A 16,501-nucleotide genomic window follows, 5' to 3' on the forward strand; every position below is an offset into this window, starting at 1 on the left:
CAGCTGGTGAGCGCTGGAGCAGGCCCCGCTACTCCTCGGTGATGCGCCACTCGCGCAGGCCGTGCTCGGCCGCGCCCATCGACTCGACCGTCGCCCTGGTGCGCTCGCGCACGTCGGCGTCGAACTCCGCCCACTGGCACACGCCCTGCGGCGCATCGCTCGCAACCGAGCACCACTTGTAGCCCTGATTTTGCAGGTTCGTTGCCGCCGCCCACGCGAGATCGGTCGTGCTCCACGAGCCGTCAGGCTGCTTCGCGAACTGGATTCGCGAGAGCAGAAACTCGTTGTTCACCCGGTTTGCTGGCGGCGCGCTCTCGCTGATGAAGTTGCCTGTGCCGTAGTGGATCCACTTGCCCTCGTACAGCTCGAACGGCTGAATCGAGTGCGTGTGGTTTGAGTACATGAAGTCGAACTCGCCCGAGTCCATGAGCGCGTGCGCGTCAGCGGTCTGCTCGCTCGTTGGCTCCGACCAGTACTCGGCACCGTTGTGCTGCAGCCCGATGACAATATCGGCTCCGAGCGCGCGGGCCGCCTTCGCCTTCTCGATCGAGCGCTGGATGTCGAGGTCGAAGTCGGTGCCGCTGAAGTCGACCTGCCAATCGAACTCGCTAAAGTTGCCGTTCAACCCGTAGGTCGAGGTGATGATGGCGATCTTTGCGCCGTTCGCCTCGACGATGAGTGGCACGTCGCGCTCACCCTCGGCGCGGTAGGTGCCTGTGTGCTCGAGACCCGCCGCGTCGAGCACGTCGAGCGTGCGCACGAGCCCCTCGGTGCCCATGTCGACGCTGTGATTCGATGCCGTCGTCGCGACGTCGAAGCCGATCGCCTTGGCCGCGGCGGCGACCTCGGGCGGGGTGCTGAACAGCGGGAACCCGGCGTACGGGCCGCCTGGAGCCGCGAGCGGGGTCTCTTGCTGGTAGATCGCGAGGTCGCTCTTGTCGAGGTATGGCTTCGCGCCCTCGAGCAGCGGCACGAAGTCGAAGTTCTGGCCGGCATCGTTCGTCGGAATTGCGAAGGGCCGCCAGAGCCCCGGGTGAAACAGAAAGTCTCCGGCGAACGCGACGCTCACGCAGTGATCGGTCGGGCACGCAGGCCCAACACCGGGCCGCGGCTCTGGGGCGGGCTCGGGCTCGGGAGTCTCGACCGGCTCGGGTGCCGTGGTCTTGGTCGGCTCCGCAGTGGGCTCCGGAGCGCAGCCCGCCGCCCCGGCGACGAGGGCGAGCACGGCGAGCGTCGCGCCGCTGCGCCAGACCGAGCGCCGGATGGCCCGCGTCGACGCGGTGCCGTTACCTAGGATTCGCATAGCTTGAGTCTAGGCGCAGCCGAGTGGGGCTCGCCTCCGATCCGCCCCTCATTATTTCTGCGCGCCCGCGAGCAGCGCCTGCACAAAGAACCGTTGGAAGGCGAAGAACACGATAAGCGGCACGAGCATCGAGAGAAACGCCCCGGCCGAGAGCACATCGATATTCGAGCCGAACTGCCGCAGCTGCGTCTGAATCGCGACCGTGAGCGGCATCGAATCGGAATTGGTGAAGAGCAGCGCGACCAGCATGTCGTTCCACGTCCACAAGAACTGGAAGATCGCGAGCGACGCAATCGCTGGCAGCCCGAGCGGCAACACCATTCGCGTGAAGATGCGCCACTCGCTCGCGCCGTCGATGCGGGCGGCCTCGAACATCTCCTCGGGAATCTCGAGGAAGAAGTTGCGCAGCAGAAAAATGGCGAACGGCAGCCCGAACGCGGTGTGAAACAGAATCACCGCGACGATGCTGCCGAACAGGCCCATCGCCCCGAACAGTCGCGCGAGCGGAATGAGCGCCACCTGCAGTGGCACCGCGAGCAGCACGATCACCGCGATCATCAACCAATCGCGCCCGGGAAACTTCAGCCAGGCGAAGGCGTAGGCTGCGAGCGCCCCGATGAGCACCACGAGCGCCGTCGAGGGCACAGCGATCATCACGGTGTTCCAGAACGACCCGGTGATCGTGGGGTTCTGCAGCAGATTCGTGTAGTTCTCGAGCGTGAGCTGGGTCGGCGCCGTCAGCGCCGTCCACCAGCCGCTCGACGCGTTGTCGCCGACCGAGCGCAGCGATGTGAAGAACAACCCGATTGTGGGCACGAGCCAGAACAGCGCGACGCACAGCAGGAGCGCGTTCACGAAGCCTGAGCTCAGCCCGCGCAGCAGGCGGGCACCGAGCGACTTTGGTTTCGGCGTCACGGCCTTCGGCTGCACCCACGACGGGCGCGTCGCTACCGGGTCGTCTAGCGCGGTCATCTGCCGCTCCGTTCTCTGCGCATGCGTCGAGCGTTCACAATCATCGAGGGCACGACGAGCAGCAACAGCAAGATCGCGAGCGCCGAGCCGAGCCCCTGGTTATTGCCGCCGCCGAACGACACCGTCCACATCTCAACCGCGATGACATTCGCGGCGGGTTTCGAGGTGCCCGGCGGTATGACGTACACCAGGTCGAAGATCTTGAGCACGTTGATGAGCAGGGTGATGAACACCACGATGAGCACGGGCGCGAGCAACGGCACCGTAATCTTCGAGAACACCTTCCACTCGCTCGCGCCATCCACTCGCGCGGCCTCCTGCAGCGACCGGTCGATCGCAGACAGCCCCGAAGCGATCATCACCATGGCGAAGCCCGCCCAGATCCAGATGTAGGAGAGAATCACGACGATATTGATGAACGACGCGCTCAGCCACGACACCCCCTGGAAACCGGCGTCGAAGTTCGCAGCCGGCAACGCGACCCGGTACTCGGTCGCGCCGTCGAGGCCAGCGATCGAGAACGTGCCGTCGGCCCCCGTTGTCGCGTAGCCGTGAATCGAGCCGTCTGGGGCGACCGCATCGACGCGCACACCAGGCAGACCCGTCTTGCCAGCCTCGATCTCGCCGTTCACCCCGCCACCGCCGCGCACGACGTCGAGAAACACCGTCCCCGCCACCTCCGTCGCCGCGGCTGAGCGCGCCTCGGCCGCCTGTTCGGCACCCTCGGGCACCGCCGCTGCCTTCACGCCGGTCAACGGGAACACGACCGTGCTGCCCGGCCGCACCGCGCTCTCGGTAGCGATGATGCCGTCGTTGAGCGCGACGCCCTGGTCAGGGCGAGGTTTTGCGCCGGGGTAAGACGCCGAGTCTGAGAACACGCTGTTCACACCGACGATCGTCGCGTTGACGACGCCGAGGTTCGGGCTCTCTTGGAACATTCCGCGAAAGATGACGCCGGCGGCAAGCATCGATATCGCCATCGGCATGAAGATGATGAGTTTGAATGCCGTCTGCCACCTGAGCTTCTCGAGCAGCACCGCAAAAATCAGGCCGAGCACCGTGCACGCGAGCGGCGCGACAAGCACCCAGATGAGGTTATTGCGAATGGCGGTGAACGTAGTCTCGTTGGTGAACATCGTCACGTAGTTTTGCCAGCCGACGAACTCCTCGCCGTCCGGGCTGAAGAACGAACGAATCACCGTGTAGATGATGGGGTAAACGACGAGCGCGCCGAGCACCACCATCGCCGGGGCCAGAAACGAGGCAGTCAGCGCGCCGCGGCGCAGCGCCCCCGTGCGGCGGGGGGCCCGTGTCCCCCCGCCGCGGGGCGCCGCGGTGACCGTGTCAGTCACTGTGAACCGCCGACGCCTACTTGTATGCCTCGACCGCGGCGGCCTCGAGCCGCTCCATCGCGCCCTGCACGTCACTCGGCTTTTCGTAGAACGTGATCATCTCTTGCCAGAACCCCTGGCCCTGGGTTCCGCCAAACGCGCTCGGGGTGAGGTCAGACATGTCGAAACGGAAGGTCTCAGCCGCAGTCAGCGCCTCGGCAATCTGCCGCGATGTGTCGTCGGGGTACAGGCTCGTGTCGACGCCCTTGTTTGGCGAGGTCAGGCCGCCGTTCGGCACCCACTCGGCCGCCGATTCTGGCGAGGCCAGATACTCCATGAGCGCGTTGGTCGCCTCGTCGTCGGTGAACTGCACGGCGACGTCGCCACCGCCAACAACCGCCGGGGCCGATCCGTTGATGGCCGGGAAGTCGAAGAAGAGCGCGTTCTCACCCACGGTCGAGTTGCCGTCTTCGGTGATGTTGCCGGCGACAAAGTCTCCCTCGTAGACGGTGCCCGCCTGCGGGTTGGCCCCGAACACCTCGGTGACGCTCGTCGGGAAGTCGCGCTGGGCGCCGCCATCTTGCACGAGGTCGCTGCCCCACAGGGTTGCGAGCGTGTCGAGCGCCTCCTTCACTGACGGGTCGGTCCACGGAATCTCGTGGTTGGTGAGCTGGTCGTACTTCTCGGCGCCCGCGGTGCGCAGGTAGACGTTCTCGAACCAGTCGGTGAGCGGCCAACCGACATCGGCCCCGACCGACACGCCAGCGTAGCCGGCGTCGTTCACGAGGCCGAGCTGGGTGAGCAAGCCATCCCAGTCTTCGGGAGCCTCGGCCCCTGCCTCGTCGTAGATGTCGGCGTTGTACCAGACAGTCGACTTGTTCGCAGCCTTGAACCAGACACCAAAGAGCTCGCCGTCGACCGAGCCGAGGTCAATCCACGACTCGGAGTAGTTGGCGTCGACCGCAGATTTCACCGCGTCGTTCACCGGTTTAATATCGCCGTCTGCCGCGAGCTGTTGCATGAGAGCAGGCTGGCCGAGCACAGCGACGTTGGGCGGCGCGCCGCCCTCGAGTTGGCTCTTGATGTAGGTCGGGCCGTTGTCGCCGAAGCTCGTGTAGTCGACCTTCGCGCCGGTGTTAGCCTCGAACTTGTCGAGCACCGCCTCGAAGTTCTTCTGCTCTGCGCCCGACCAGGCTGCCGCGACGGTGAGGGTAGTCCCGGCGAACTCGCCGTCTCCTGACCCGCCGCCGTCTCCCGCCGGCCCGCCAGCACAGCCCGCGAGCGCGAGGCCAACCACACCGGCGACGCCGATGGCCCGGAGGAGCCGTTGTTGAGTTTGCGTGTTCACTGAGCACTCCTTTGTGTCTGACGCCCACCCTGTGTGCCGATACAGGGTGGCAACACGGAAAAGCGGAAGCGTTTTCATCCCTACGCTAACCCGAGCGGCCGAGTTCATCAAGTGCCGAACATTTCGATTGTGTCTCTCTGCTCCGAGGAGCGGCGAAACGCCGAATCTCGGGTGAGATGTGCCCGACTCGGCGCGGCGTGAGGCATGATGGTGACATGGAAACGTTTCCAAAGTCACCGACGATCGGCGACGTCGCCCGTGCAGCCGGCGTCTCGCCGGCGACCGCCAGCCGTGCGCTCACCGGCAGGGGCGCCGTCGCGCCGGCGACCAGGGCCAGGGTCGAGTACGCCGCCGCGGAGCTCGGATACTCAGTCGACATCAACGCGGCGAGCCTCGTCACCGGCCGCAGCCACGCGATCGGGGTCGTCAGCCCCTCGGTCGGGCGGTGGTTTTTCGGCGAGGTGCTCGAGGGCATTCAAGAGGCGCTGCAGCAGGCACACTACGACCTCGTGCTCTACCACGTGCGGCGCGGCACAGCTTCGCGCGCCGACGTGTTCAGGTACTTTCTCGGGCGGCGCCGCTTCGACGGCATCATCGTCGCGGGCCTCGACCCCGACATGGCCGAGGTCGAGCAGCTCACGCAGCTCAGGCTGCCGCTCGTGAGCATCGGCGGCTACGATCTCGGCACGAGCCTGGTCTCGATCGACGACCACGCAGCGGCCAGGGTCGCCACCGAGCACCTCATTCAGCTCGGCCACCGCGATATCGCCTTCGTCGGCGGCGACCCCGACGGCCGCAAGTCGAGCTTCGGCGATGCGAAGCGGCTCGCTGGCTACCGCGAGGCAATGGCGCACGCGGGCCTCGATGAGCTATCGCGCCACGCGCAATCCGAGGTGTCGGTGCCCGGCGGATACCAGGTGGCAACCGGGCTGCTCGGCGACCAGCGCACCCGGCCAACCGGCATCGTTGCCGTGTGCGACGAGGTCGCCATCGGCGTGGTCACCGCAGCCCAGCGGCTCGGCATCTCGGTGCCCAACGAACTCAGCATCGTCGGCATTGACGACCACGAGCACGCCGAGATGTTCGGGCTCACCACCGTGCGGCAGCGCCCACACGAGCAGGGCATCGCAGCGGCACAGCTGCTGCTCGAGCGGCTCGGCGACCCCACGCTGCCACCCGAGCGAATCATCGAGCCGACGGCGCTCGCTCTGCGCGCCTCGACCTCGGCCCCCTGACCTCACCGGCGCCCCGACCCACCGGCGCCCCGACCCACCGGCGCCCCGACCCGCCGGCGCCCCGGCCCACCGGCGCCGCGACCCACCGGCGCCGGCTGAGCCCGGCACTTCCCTCCGAGGCCCCCTACCTTTTCACGCAGATACCTACCCGCTCTCGGAGGCAAGTGCAGGGTTGGCGGCCCGGGCGGCCCTCGCTAGCGTGAGCGCCGTCGAGGCCGCCCTGTGAGCCGCGGGCCCTGCCCCGCGAGCGCGATCGTCACAGCCTCGCCCGGTGTCAGCGACACTGCCTCGCCGCGCACCTGCACGCTCACGCCCGCGCCCTCGCCGGGAGCCGCGGATCCGCCACGAGATGGCGCGGCACCCGCGTCGCTCGCCGCAGCGTCGAGCGCGAGCGAAAGCGACTCCTGGCGCACGGTGACGCGCAGGCACCGCCCCTCGACCATCAGTGAGAATGCGAGCTCGGGCCACTCGGCCGGCAGCCGAGGGTCGAACGACAGCGCGCCGCCTGCATCGCGCAGCCCGCCGAACCCATAGACCAGCGCCGACCAGACTCCGCCGGCTGACGCGACGTGCACACCGTCTGCGGCGTTGCCGTGCAGGTCGCGCAGATCCACCGACCACGCGTTCGTGAAGTGCTCAACGGCAAGATCTGAGTAGCCGACCTCGGCTGCAATAATCGCCTGCACGACTCCCGACAGCGTCGAATCCCCCGTCGTGAGCGGGTCGTAATACTCGAAGTCAGCGCGCTTCTGCTCGGGCGTAAACTCGTCGCTGAGCAAGAACAGCGCGAGCACCGCGTCAGCCTGCTTCAGTACCTGGTGCCGGTAGATCACCAGCGGGTGAAAGTGCAGCAGCAGCGGGTACCGCTCGCGCGGGGTCCCGTCGAAGTCCCAGACCTCGCGGTCGAGGAAGGCGGCGTCTTGCGGGTGAATGCCGAGGGCTTCATCGACCCCGATGTGCATTCCAGCAGCAGCCCGCTGCCACGACAGCGGCTCGTTCTCCGCCACACGCAGCCGCTCGATCGCAAGCGCATAGGCGTCGGGGTCGAGCTCTGCCAGCTCTGACAGGGCGCGGGCCGCGAAGCGCAGATTGAAGCGGGCCATCGCGTTCGTGTAGAAATTATCGTTCACGACGGCCGTGTACTCGTCTGGCCCGGTCACGCCGTGAATGTGAAACGTATCGCCGCGCCAGAACCCGAGGCTCAGCCACATTCGCGCGGTCTCAACGGCGATGTCGATGCCACCGGCAGCGAGAAACCCGGTGTCCCCGGTGGCCCGAACGTACTTCGCGACCGCGAAGCACACGTCGGCGTTGATGTGGTACTGCGCGGTGCCTGCGGGGTAGTAAGCCGAGGCCTCTTCGCCGGTGATCGTGCGCCACGGAAACAGGGCCCCGGCCTCGTTCATCTCCCAGGCGCGGTGCCGGGCGGCTGGCAGCATGTCGACGCGCATTTGCAGCGCGTTGCGAGCGGCGAGCGGATCAGCGTAGGCCAGAAACGGCAGCGCGTACACCTCGGAATCCCAGAAGTAGTGCCCCGAGTACCCCGACCCTGTCACGCCCTTCGCGGCGATCCCGCGGCCGTCGGCCCTGGCGGCCGCCTGCGCGAGCTGAAAGATGCACCAGCGCACCGAGCGCTGCGCCTCGGGTTGGCCGGCAATAGTCACGTCGCTGCGCCGCCAAAAATCGTCAAGCCACTCTCGCTGCGCGGCGAGCAGCGCCGGGAACCCCCGCCGCGCTGCGCTCGCCACGGCGGCCTCTGCGCGCACGACGAGCTCCGAGACCTCGGTGACATCGCCGTCGAAATAGGCGATGTATTTCGTCACGTCGGCGCGCTCCCCCTCGCGCAACTCGAAGAGAATCGTCTCCGTCGATTCGTCATCGGAGCCAGAGGCTGCCTGGAGCACCGCTCCCGGGGCGTCGTGGCTCGCGGCAACCGCGACCGCGAGCTCGGAGCCGGCCGTGCGATACGCGAGCCCCAGCATGTCATCGCTGAACTCTGCCGCCGCGGGTATGAGGGTGCGCCCCTCCGCGCGCTCGGCCCGACGCGGGTCGTTCGGCCCAGACTGCACGACCGCTGGCGCGGCGTCCCTGTTCGTCAGCCCCGAGATCACCGTGAGGGCGAGCGGCCCGGCGCCGGGCTCTGCCGAACCGCCGCCGAGGTGCGTCACCGACAGGCGTTGCGCCGCGACGTGCCGCTCGGCGAACGATACGACGCGCGTAAGCTCGATGCGCAGGCGCGCGCCAGCGCGGGTGTGCCAGACAACCGAGCGGCGCAGCACCCCGCCGCGCAGGTCGAGTTCGCGCCCATAGTCGGTGAACCGCGAGGCCGAAAGCGCGAAGCGCTCCCCCGCAACCTCGAGTTCCATGGGTTTCGCGTCGGGCACGTTGACGATGGTCTGGCCAACCCTGGCGAAGCCGTACGCGCTTTCGGCGTGCCGAATCGGCCAGCTCTCGTGGAAGCCGTTGACAAACGTGCCGAGCTCGTAGCTCTCTGCCTCTTCCGTGTGGTTGCCGCGCAGCCCGAGGTAGCCGTTTCCCAGTGCGAACACCGTCTCGTTGCGCCCCGCGGTTTCGGCGCTGTACTCGCGCTCCGAAATCACCCACTCATCGGCCGGGGTGGTGCCACCTGAGAGCATCTACAGTCCTTTTTCCTTAAGTTTCGTGTACCCGGGGCCGGTCGCCCCGTCTCGCAGCCGTCACGCAGCCGTCACCCAGCCATCGCCCGGCGACCGCCTGCTACTGCTCGCCGCCCGCGACGAGCTCCCCGAGGTCGCCAACGATCATATGCGCTCCAGCACGAAGCAGCGCCTCAGCGGCGCCCGGATGCGCCGCGCCCGCCCGGTCGACTCCGACTACGAGGCCGCAGCCAGCGCTGGCAGCCGAGGCCACCCCACTGAGCGCGTCTTCGAAGGCGACGCAGCGCCCTGGCTCGACCCCGAGGAGCTCCGCACCTCGCAGAAACATGTCGGCCTCGGGTTTTGATCGCAGTCCCTCGTGCTCGGCCCTTGCACCGTCGACGACGGCGGCAAACCGATCGCGCAGCCCGGCTGCGCGCAGCACCTCTGCCGCGTTCTTTGAGCTAGACACCACCGCCAGTGGTGCCCCGGCAAGGGCATCAAGCAGGGCGACGGCACCCAGGTAGGGAGCGACTCCCTCGCTCGACAGCAGGGCAGAAAACACGGCGTTCTTGCGGTTTCCGACCCCGCACACGGTGCGCTGCTCGGGGCCGTCTGTCGGCGTACCCCAGTCGAGCACCACACCGCGCGAGGCCAGCAGGCTCGCCACTCCGTCGTAGCGTTGCTTTCCGTCAACGTAGGTGAAATAGTCGTCGGCCGTGTAGGGCGGTGCGATGTTGTGCTCGGCGAACACCTCGTCAAACACCTGCTGCCACGCGCGCATGTGCACCTCGGCTGTCGGTGTCAGCACCCCATCGAGGTCGAACAGGTACCCGTCATATCCCGCAATTGCAGCGATCACGTCGCGCTCCTTCACGTCGATGCGAATGCTCGCCATCCTACGTCAGCTTCGCCTCCGCTTGGGCGTCTCCCGAGCATCACCGCGAGTTCACCTCATGTTTACCTTTCGGTCGACTCCCGGTCACACCCGCTCCTTAGCGTGGACAGCGTCAGGCACTCGCCCGGCATTCAGGATCACACCACATCAGAATGGACACGACACTCGTGAAGTTCTCATCCACGATGAAGGCAGCCGCTGTCGGCGGCGCCGCCCTGCTTATCCTCACCGGCTGCGCTACCAACGAGGCCGCACCCGAAACCGGCGGGGAGACCACTCCCTCGTCGCTCTCCGGCACGCTTGCTGGCGCTGGCGCTTCGTCGCAGGACGCGGCTCAGCAGCAGGGCTGGATCGCTGGCTTCCAGACCGCCAACGCTGACGTCACGATCAACTACGATCCGTCGGGCTCCGGAGCTGGCCGCGAGTCGTTCCAGCAGGGCGCTGTCGCGTTCGCCGGTTCTGACCGCGCGTTCAAGGCAGACGAGATCACCGCTGGCCCGTTCGATGCCTGCACGACGAGTGACATCGTCGAGATCCCCGCATACATCTCCCCGATCGCCCTCGTCTTCAACGTCGACGGCGTCGACAACCTGAACCTCGACGCGGCGACCATCGCGAAGATCTTCACCGGCGAGATCACGAAGTGGAACGACCCGGCGATCGCCGAGGCAAACGCTGACGCTACGCTCCCCGACCAGGCGATCGTGCCCGTGCACCGCTCTGACAAGTCGGGCACCACCGGCAACTTCACCGAGTACCTCGCAGCCGCAGCCCCTGAGGCGTGGACCGCGGGTTCGGTCGAGGAGTGGCCCGCCGAGATCACCGGCGGCGAGGCAGCTCAGGGCACCTCGGGCCTCGTTGAGGCAGTCAAGGGCGGCGTCGGCACCATCGGCTACGCCGATGCGTCGAAGGCCGATGGCCTCGGCACCGTCTCGGTGAAGGTCGGCGAGAAGTACGTGCCGTTCACCCCCGAGGCTGCAGCCGCGATCGTTGATGCTTCGCCGCTCGAAGAGGGCCGCGGCGCGAACGACCTCGCGATCGAGCTCGACCGCACCAGCACCGAAGACGGCGTCTACCCGCTCGTGCTCGTGAGCTACCTCGTCGGCTGCGAGAAGTACGAAGACCCGGCAAACGCTGAGCTCGTGAAGGCGTACTTCGAGTACATCGTCAGCGCCGACGGCCAGGAGGCCGCTGCGAAGGCAGCGGGATCCGCCCCGATCTCCGACTCGCTCCGCGAGAAGGCTAGCGCCGCGGTCGCAGCGATCAGCTAGGCCACTCTCGGGTGGACCCGGCAACCGCTCACACGAGCCGGGTCCACCCGATCGCGCCCAGCGCGTCATCACAGCCGCTTCACCCACTCCCACCGGAAGGCACTCCCCAGTGACTGCATCCACGACCGCGCCGCGTCAGGTTCTCAGCCGCGGCGACCGAGTGTTCTCGCGCACGGCAATCGCATCAGGCAGCATGATTCTTGTCATCCTCGCCGCCGTCGCGATCTTCCTCATCGTGCAGAGCATCCCCGCGTTTGTCGCCACTGGCGAGACCGCATCGGTGCTCACCACAAACTTCTGGGACTACGTCGGTCCCCTCGTGTTCGGCACCGTCTGGGCGGCGGTGCTCGCGCTCATCATCGCGCTCCCCCTCTCAATCGGCATCGCGCTGTTCATCTCGCACTACGCCCCCCGCAAGCTCTCCCAGTTCCTCGGCTACCTCATCGACCTGCTCTCGGCAGTTCCGAGCGTCGTCTACGGCCTCTGGGGCATCCTCGTGCTCGCCCCCGCGGTTCGCCCGCTCTACGTCTGGCTCAACGAGCACGCCGGGTGGATCCCGCTCTTCGGCGGCACCGCGAGCGGCACTGGTCGCACGATTCTCACCGCGGCCATCGTGCTCGCCGTGATGATCCTCCCCGTCATGACCGCGATCTCTCGCGAGGTCTTCCTCCAGGCCCCGAAGCTCAACGAGGAGGCCGCGCTCGCGCTCGGCGCGACGAGGTGGGAAATGATCCGCCTCTCCGTGCTGCCGTTCGCGAAGCCCGGCATCATCTCGGGCGCGATGCTCGGCCTCGGCCGCGCGCTCGGCGAGACCATGGCCGTCGCGATGGTGCTCTCCGCGAGCGGCATCGTCTCGTTCAAGCTCCTCACGGCCGATAACCCGTCAACGATCGCGGCGAACATCGCCCTCACGTTCCCCGAGGCCTACGGCGAGAACGTGAACGTGCTCATCGCGACCGGCCTCATCCTCTTCATCGTCACCTTCCTCGTGAACGCGCTCGCGCGGTGGATCGTGAGCCGCCAGACCGCACGGACCGGAGCGTAAGCATGTCTCTCTCTGCAGCATCGACCGCGACCACCAGGCGCCGCAAGCTCACCGACCGGTTCGTCACCGCGCTCGTCACGGCAGCCTTCCTCGTCGCCCTGATTCCGCTCGTCTCGCTCGCCATCACCGTCGTCTCCAACGGCATCGCGCGGTTCGACCCGGAGTTCTTCTCCTCGTCGATGCGCAACGTCACGGGCGAGGGCGGCGGCGCGCTCCACGCGATGATCGGCACGCTCCTCATCACGCTCGCTGCGACGATCATCGCGGTGCCGCTCGGGCTGATGACTTCGATCTACCTCGTCGAGTACGGCCGCGGCCGGCTCGCGAAGATCATCACCTTCCTCGTCGACGTCATGACCGGCATCCCCTCGATCGTCGCGGGCCTGTTCGCCTACGCCGCGTTCGTGCTCATCTTCGGGCCCGGCGTGCGCATGGGCATCATCGGCGCGGTGGCGCTTGCGGTGCTCATGATCCCCGTCGTCGTCCGCTCGAGCGAGGAGATGCTCCGGCTCGTGCCCGGCGAGCTGCGCGAGGCCTCCTACGCGCTCGGCGTGCCGAAGTGGCGCACGATCCTGAAGGTGGTGCTCCCCACCTCGATGGCCGGAATTACCACCGGTGTCATGCTCGCGATCGCCCGCGTCATCGGCGAGACCGCGCCGCTGCTCATCACCGCCGGCTTCACCGCGAGCATGAACTACAACCTGTTCAGCGACCGCATGCAGTCGCTCCCCGTGTACGTGTACACGCAGTTCGCTAACCAGGGCAACCCGGCCTCCGCGTTCATCGAACGCGCCTGGGCCGCCGCGCTCCTCCTCATTCTCATCGTGATGGCGCTCAACCTTGTTGCCCGCCTCATCGCCCGCCGGTTCTCCGCCGTCTCGCGATAATCACCGACCACACCCACAAGAAAGCAGCACATGTCGAAGCGCATCGAAGTTGAAGACCTCAACGTCTACTACTCGAAGTTCCTTGCAGTCGAAGACGTCTCGCTCGCGATCGAGCCCCGCTCGGTCACCGCGTTCATTGGCCCGTCGGGTTGCGGCAAGTCGACCTTCCTCCGCACGCTCAACCGCATGCACGAGACCATTCCCGGCGCTCGCGTCGAGGGCAAGGTGTTGCTGAACGACGAGGATCTCTACGCGCCCGGCGTTGATCCCGTGCTTGTGCGCCGCGAGGTGGGCATGGTCTTCCAGCGGCCGAACCCCTTCCCCACGATGTCGATTCGCGACAACGTGCTCGCTGGTGTGAAGCTCAACAACAAGCGGATCTCGAAGACCGATGCCGACGATCTCGTCGAAAAGAGCCTGCGCGGCGCGAACCTGTGGAACGAGGTGAAGGATCGCCTGGAGAAGCCGGGCGCCGGCCTCTCCGGCGGCCAGCAGCAACGCCTGTGCATCGCCCGCGCGATCGCCGTCTCCCCCGAGGTGCTACTCATGGACGAGCCCTGCTCGGCGCTCGACCCGATCTCGACCCTCGCGATCGAGGATCTCATCGCCGAGCTCAAGCAGGACTATACGATCGTCATCGTGACCCACAACATGCAGCAGGCCTCGCGCGTTTCCGATAAGACCGCCTTCTTTAACATCGCGGGCACCGGCAAGCCGGGCAAGCTCATCGAGTACAACGACACTGCCACGATCTTCGGCGCGCCCACCGTACAGGCGACCGAGGATTACGTCTCGGGCCGCTTCGGCTAAGCCTCAACCCTGCGCAAACTGAACCCCTGCGGCATTCGTGCCGCGGGGGTTCTTTGCGCGTGCCGCGGGCCAGGCCCGCCCGGCCCGGCCACCAGCCACCAGCCACCAGCCACCAGCCACCAGCCACCAGCCACCAGCCACCAGCCACCAGCCACCAGCCAAAGATATGGGATCAGCCGTCCCGAGCATGCACCAAGCCGCTTCAGCACGTTCCTTCGCAGATCCCAGAGCGAGCGCAGCTCCCCGGCTGCTCGACCTCACCGCCCCCCAAGCCGCCCCGCCCACGGGCTCACCGCACCAATCGTGTGCCGCGATATCCCTCGCTCCACCAGCGCAGCGACCCCGCATCTCACCGCGCGCGGGCGCGCCACCGCCGCGCCCCTCGCCGCCGCCGCGCGCCCCTCGCCGCCTCCGCGCACCCCTCGCCGCCTCCGCGCGCCCCTCGCCGCCTCCGCGCGCCCCTCGCCGCCTCCGCGCGCCCCTCGCCGCAGCGCTCAATAGGCGATCTGCAGTCGACCGCACGCTAGCAGCCGATTCTATCCCTGGCTGCGCCGATCACCGATCCAGCGCAGGCTTCCCGCCACCACCCGCCCACACCCTGGCCCCACGCTGGCAGGGTGCTGGCAGGGTGCTGGCAACGCTATGGCTGCACCCTGCCTCGCCGCCTGGAAACCCCACAAGACGCCCCCGAGATGCCCCGAGACAGCCCCGAGACGCCCCCGAGACAGCCCCGAGGTTCCCCTGAGATCGCCGGGTTCAGCGCGACGAGCCGTCGTTATTTCCGTAGCCTGGGTACACCCCACTCACCGCTCAGAGAGGAAGAGTGCATTGGCTAATCGCAGTTTCTTCGACACCCTCCGTCGATCCCCGATCCACCGCGGCCCGAACCGCGTGCTCGGCGGCGTGTGCGGCGGCATTGCCGCGAAGTTCGGCTGGAACCCAACTACCGTGCGCCTCGTGACGGTCATCGCGTTTCTCCTGCCGGTGATCGGCTTCGGCACCTACGCGATCGCCTGGCTACTGCTCCCACGCGCGACCGATGGTTCGATCGTTATCGAGCGGCTCCTCGGCTCGCGAAGCTAGCCCTCGGCTCGCGGGCAGGCACCCGAGGCAGGCGCCCGAGGCAGGCACCCGAGGCAGGCGCCCGAGTCAGGCGCCCGGGCGTGCACACGCTAGGCGATCCGCCTTCCTACGACCGCATCCAGCCACCGAGAACCGTCGCAGCGCCGATTGCCTATCTTGCGCAGCGCCGACGGCGCGCGCAGCGCCCCAAATCTCAGGCCCCGCGTTCGGGCACAAAAGTACCGGACCGCAAAACGCCTCTCGGCGGAAGGCCGCTCGAAGCGGCAATTTTTGGAGCCCGGGGTTATGCGGCCCGGCACCAATAAGTGTACCCGCAGTTACTGAGCCCGCAGTGCGTTAGCCGAGCGTTCCGTCTCGCCATCGCCTGGCGGCCCCATCAAGTTCCCTCGCAATCATGGCATAGCGCAGGGCCCTGGTGGTGAGCTGACTTCCGTGTGCCTCGTCGTGGGGGTCGCGATCGTCAGCGAGTTCGGCCGCCCCCGCGGCCATTACTCGGGAGTAAGCAGCGGCACGATCGAGGGTCACCCCGAGGTCACCGACAAACGCGCCGCGCAAGATTCGGTCGCACAGCTCCGCAATCGTCTCGGGCGTGGCGGGCTCGACAGCACCGACGACAATCGGGTCGATGGTGCCGATCCGCCGCGACCCGCGCGCGAACAGGTCTGCCGTGCCTACCGGGTCAGCAAGTGTGATTCTGCGCAGCAGGTAGAGGCGCCAGAGCACACCCGCGAGCGAGTGCGCACTCTCGCGCGCCCACAGCTCGGCGATGTCGTTGATACCGTCGCCTGCCGCGACATCAACGACGCGCTGCACTATTTCAGGGTCGGCGCCGTCGCGCACACGGTGCAGAAGGGCCCAGGAGGTTTCTTGGGCAAGTCGGTGCGCGGCTTCGGGGTCGTCGGATCCGATGATGCCGTCGAAGGCCGCTGAGGGTTGCAGTACGGGGCGCTGGTGTTCTCGTGTCATACGGTGAGCAAGGTTACGCGCTTCGCCGCCGGAGCGCGACCGCTGCCCAAATGAGCGAACCGCCCACGAGCGTCGTCACGAGCCCGGCGACGAACGCAGCGATCACCAGCGCGAGCGACGGCCACACGAACGCGACGAGGCCGAGCGCTACGAGCACGGCGGGCAGCGCGACGAACGCCCAGTGCATTGCGGCGCGCATGCGAATCGCGATCGCGAGCCAGACCACGCCCACAAACAGCATTGTCGCCGCGACAAAGCCAACGAGCACGCTCACGGTCAGCTCGGGGAAGGCGATTGCGATCACGCCAAGCACGATGAAAAGGATCGCCGCTGGCGTGGCGAGCCCACGTGCCCGAGAGCCAACAATCGCGGCGATGCCGTTGCCGATGAATGCGACGCCGATGAGGAGCGCAAGAATGCGGCTTGCCGCGAAGAAGGGCCAGATCAACAGGCTCAGCCCGATGACCACGGTGACGATGCCAACGGCAAGCGGCACACCCCATGGAAAGCGGCGCCGCGGCCCCCCGGGAGTGCCCCCGTCGGGAATGAGTTCCCAGCTCACGCAGCGCCTCCTTCACGTCGCGGCCTGTCGGTCGGCGACCGACACTGGGCGCCTCGCACGCCCGCATGTCTTCAACTGTAGGCGCTCGGAGCTGACGATTCACGGAGGTGCGCTTTCGGCTGAATTCGGCGACGGCAGGCAACTGTGAAAACTCAAAGTTTCCTTGACTCACATG

General features: G+C 67.3%; 14 protein-coding genes. 6 read left to right on the forward strand and 8 right to left on the reverse strand.

Going from position 1 to position 16,501, the window contains the following annotated elements:
- Nucleotides 1–28 precede the first annotated feature (28 nt).
- From ABD115_RS03280 to ABD115_RS03295, 4 genes are read right to left on the reverse strand one after another with little or no spacing between them, the layout of a single operon-like run.
- Nucleotides 29–1,303, reverse strand: a complete 1,275-nt coding sequence (locus ABD115_RS03280) for a CapA family protein (protein WP_343958167.1) — start codon at nucleotides 1,301–1,303, stop codon at nucleotides 29–31.
- Between the two features lie 51 nt (nucleotides 1,304–1,354).
- Nucleotides 1,355–2,275, reverse strand: a complete 921-nt coding sequence (locus tag ABD115_RS03285; RefSeq protein WP_343958169.1) for a carbohydrate ABC transporter permease — start codon at nucleotides 2,273–2,275, stop codon at nucleotides 1,355–1,357.
- Entirely contained in the window at nucleotides 2,272–3,627 is a 1,356-nt protein-coding gene (locus ABD115_RS03290; RefSeq protein ID WP_343958171.1) for a carbohydrate ABC transporter permease, read from the reverse strand. The genes ABD115_RS03285 and ABD115_RS03290 overlap by 4 nt, the downstream gene beginning before the upstream one ends.
- Before the next feature lie 16 nt (nucleotides 3,628–3,643).
- Nucleotides 3,644–4,954 carry an ABC transporter substrate-binding protein gene (locus ABD115_RS03295; RefSeq protein ID WP_343958173.1) on the reverse strand — a complete coding sequence of 437 codons (1,311 nt, stop codon included), beginning with the start codon at nucleotides 4,952–4,954 and terminating at the stop codon, nucleotides 3,644–3,646.
- A gap of 215 nt (nucleotides 4,955–5,169) precedes the next feature.
- On the opposite strand from ABD115_RS03295, the gene ABD115_RS03300 reads away from it, so the two are divergent.
- On the forward strand, nucleotides 5,170–6,189 hold the full coding sequence (locus ABD115_RS03300) for a LacI family DNA-binding transcriptional regulator (protein WP_343958175.1): 1,020 nt from the start codon (nucleotides 5,170–5,172) through the stop codon (nucleotides 6,187–6,189).
- Nucleotides 6,190–6,383: 194 nt separating this feature from the next.
- On the opposite strand, the gene ABD115_RS03305 is transcribed toward ABD115_RS03300, so the two are convergent.
- Nucleotides 6,384–8,825: a glycoside hydrolase family 65 protein gene (locus tag ABD115_RS03305; RefSeq protein WP_343958177.1), complete on the reverse strand. Its 2,442-nt coding sequence runs from the start codon at nucleotides 8,823–8,825 to the stop codon at nucleotides 6,384–6,386.
- A gap of 100 nt (nucleotides 8,826–8,925) precedes the next feature.
- Nucleotides 8,926–9,702, reverse strand: coding sequence for an HAD family hydrolase (locus ABD115_RS03310; protein WP_343958179.1), 777 nt, complete (start codon nucleotides 9,700–9,702; stop codon nucleotides 8,926–8,928).
- A 167-nt stretch (nucleotides 9,703–9,869) separates the two neighbouring features.
- Between ABD115_RS03310 and pstS the strand changes: the two genes are divergently transcribed.
- The 5 genes from pstS to ABD115_RS03335 all read left to right on the forward strand — a co-directional run bounded on the left by pstS (nucleotide 9,870) and on the right by ABD115_RS03335 (nucleotide 14,798).
- Nucleotides 9,870–10,973 carry a phosphate ABC transporter substrate-binding protein PstS gene (pstS, locus tag ABD115_RS03315; protein WP_382389370.1) on the forward strand — a complete coding sequence of 368 codons (1,104 nt, stop codon included), beginning with the start codon at nucleotides 9,870–9,872 and terminating at the stop codon, nucleotides 10,971–10,973.
- Between the two features lie 109 nt (nucleotides 10,974–11,082).
- On the forward strand, nucleotides 11,083–12,018 hold the full coding sequence (pstC, locus tag ABD115_RS03320) for a phosphate ABC transporter permease subunit PstC (protein WP_343958183.1): 936 nt from the start codon (nucleotides 11,083–11,085) through the stop codon (nucleotides 12,016–12,018).
- A gap of 2 nt (nucleotides 12,019–12,020) precedes the next feature.
- Complete coding sequence (pstA, locus tag ABD115_RS03325; RefSeq protein WP_343958185.1) at nucleotides 12,021–12,905, forward strand: phosphate ABC transporter permease PstA; 885 nt, start codon at nucleotides 12,021–12,023, stop codon at nucleotides 12,903–12,905.
- Between the two features lie 30 nt (nucleotides 12,906–12,935).
- Nucleotides 12,936–13,715: a phosphate ABC transporter ATP-binding protein PstB gene (gene pstB / locus ABD115_RS03330; RefSeq protein ID WP_343958187.1), complete on the forward strand. Its 780-nt coding sequence runs from the start codon at nucleotides 12,936–12,938 to the stop codon at nucleotides 13,713–13,715.
- Nucleotides 13,716–14,543: 828 nt separating this feature from the next.
- Nucleotides 14,544–14,798, forward strand: a complete 255-nt coding sequence (locus ABD115_RS03335; RefSeq protein ID WP_343958189.1) for a PspC domain-containing protein — start codon at nucleotides 14,544–14,546, stop codon at nucleotides 14,796–14,798.
- A 336-nt stretch (nucleotides 14,799–15,134) separates the two neighbouring features.
- Here ABD115_RS03335 and ABD115_RS03340 read toward each other — a convergent pair whose 3' ends face one another.
- Nucleotides 15,135–15,764: a hypothetical protein gene (locus ABD115_RS03340; RefSeq protein ID WP_343958191.1), complete on the reverse strand. Its 630-nt coding sequence runs from the start codon at nucleotides 15,762–15,764 to the stop codon at nucleotides 15,135–15,137.
- 13 nt (nucleotides 15,765–15,777) lie between these two features.
- On the reverse strand, nucleotides 15,778–16,326 hold the full coding sequence (locus tag ABD115_RS03345; protein WP_343958193.1) for an HdeD family acid-resistance protein: 549 nt from the start codon (nucleotides 16,324–16,326) through the stop codon (nucleotides 15,778–15,780).
- Between the last annotated feature and the right edge of the window lie 175 nt (nucleotides 16,327–16,501).

Source organism: Leucobacter albus, from assembly GCF_039528015.1.
Lineage (GTDB): Bacteria > Actinomycetota > Actinomycetes > Actinomycetales > Microbacteriaceae > Leucobacter > Leucobacter albus.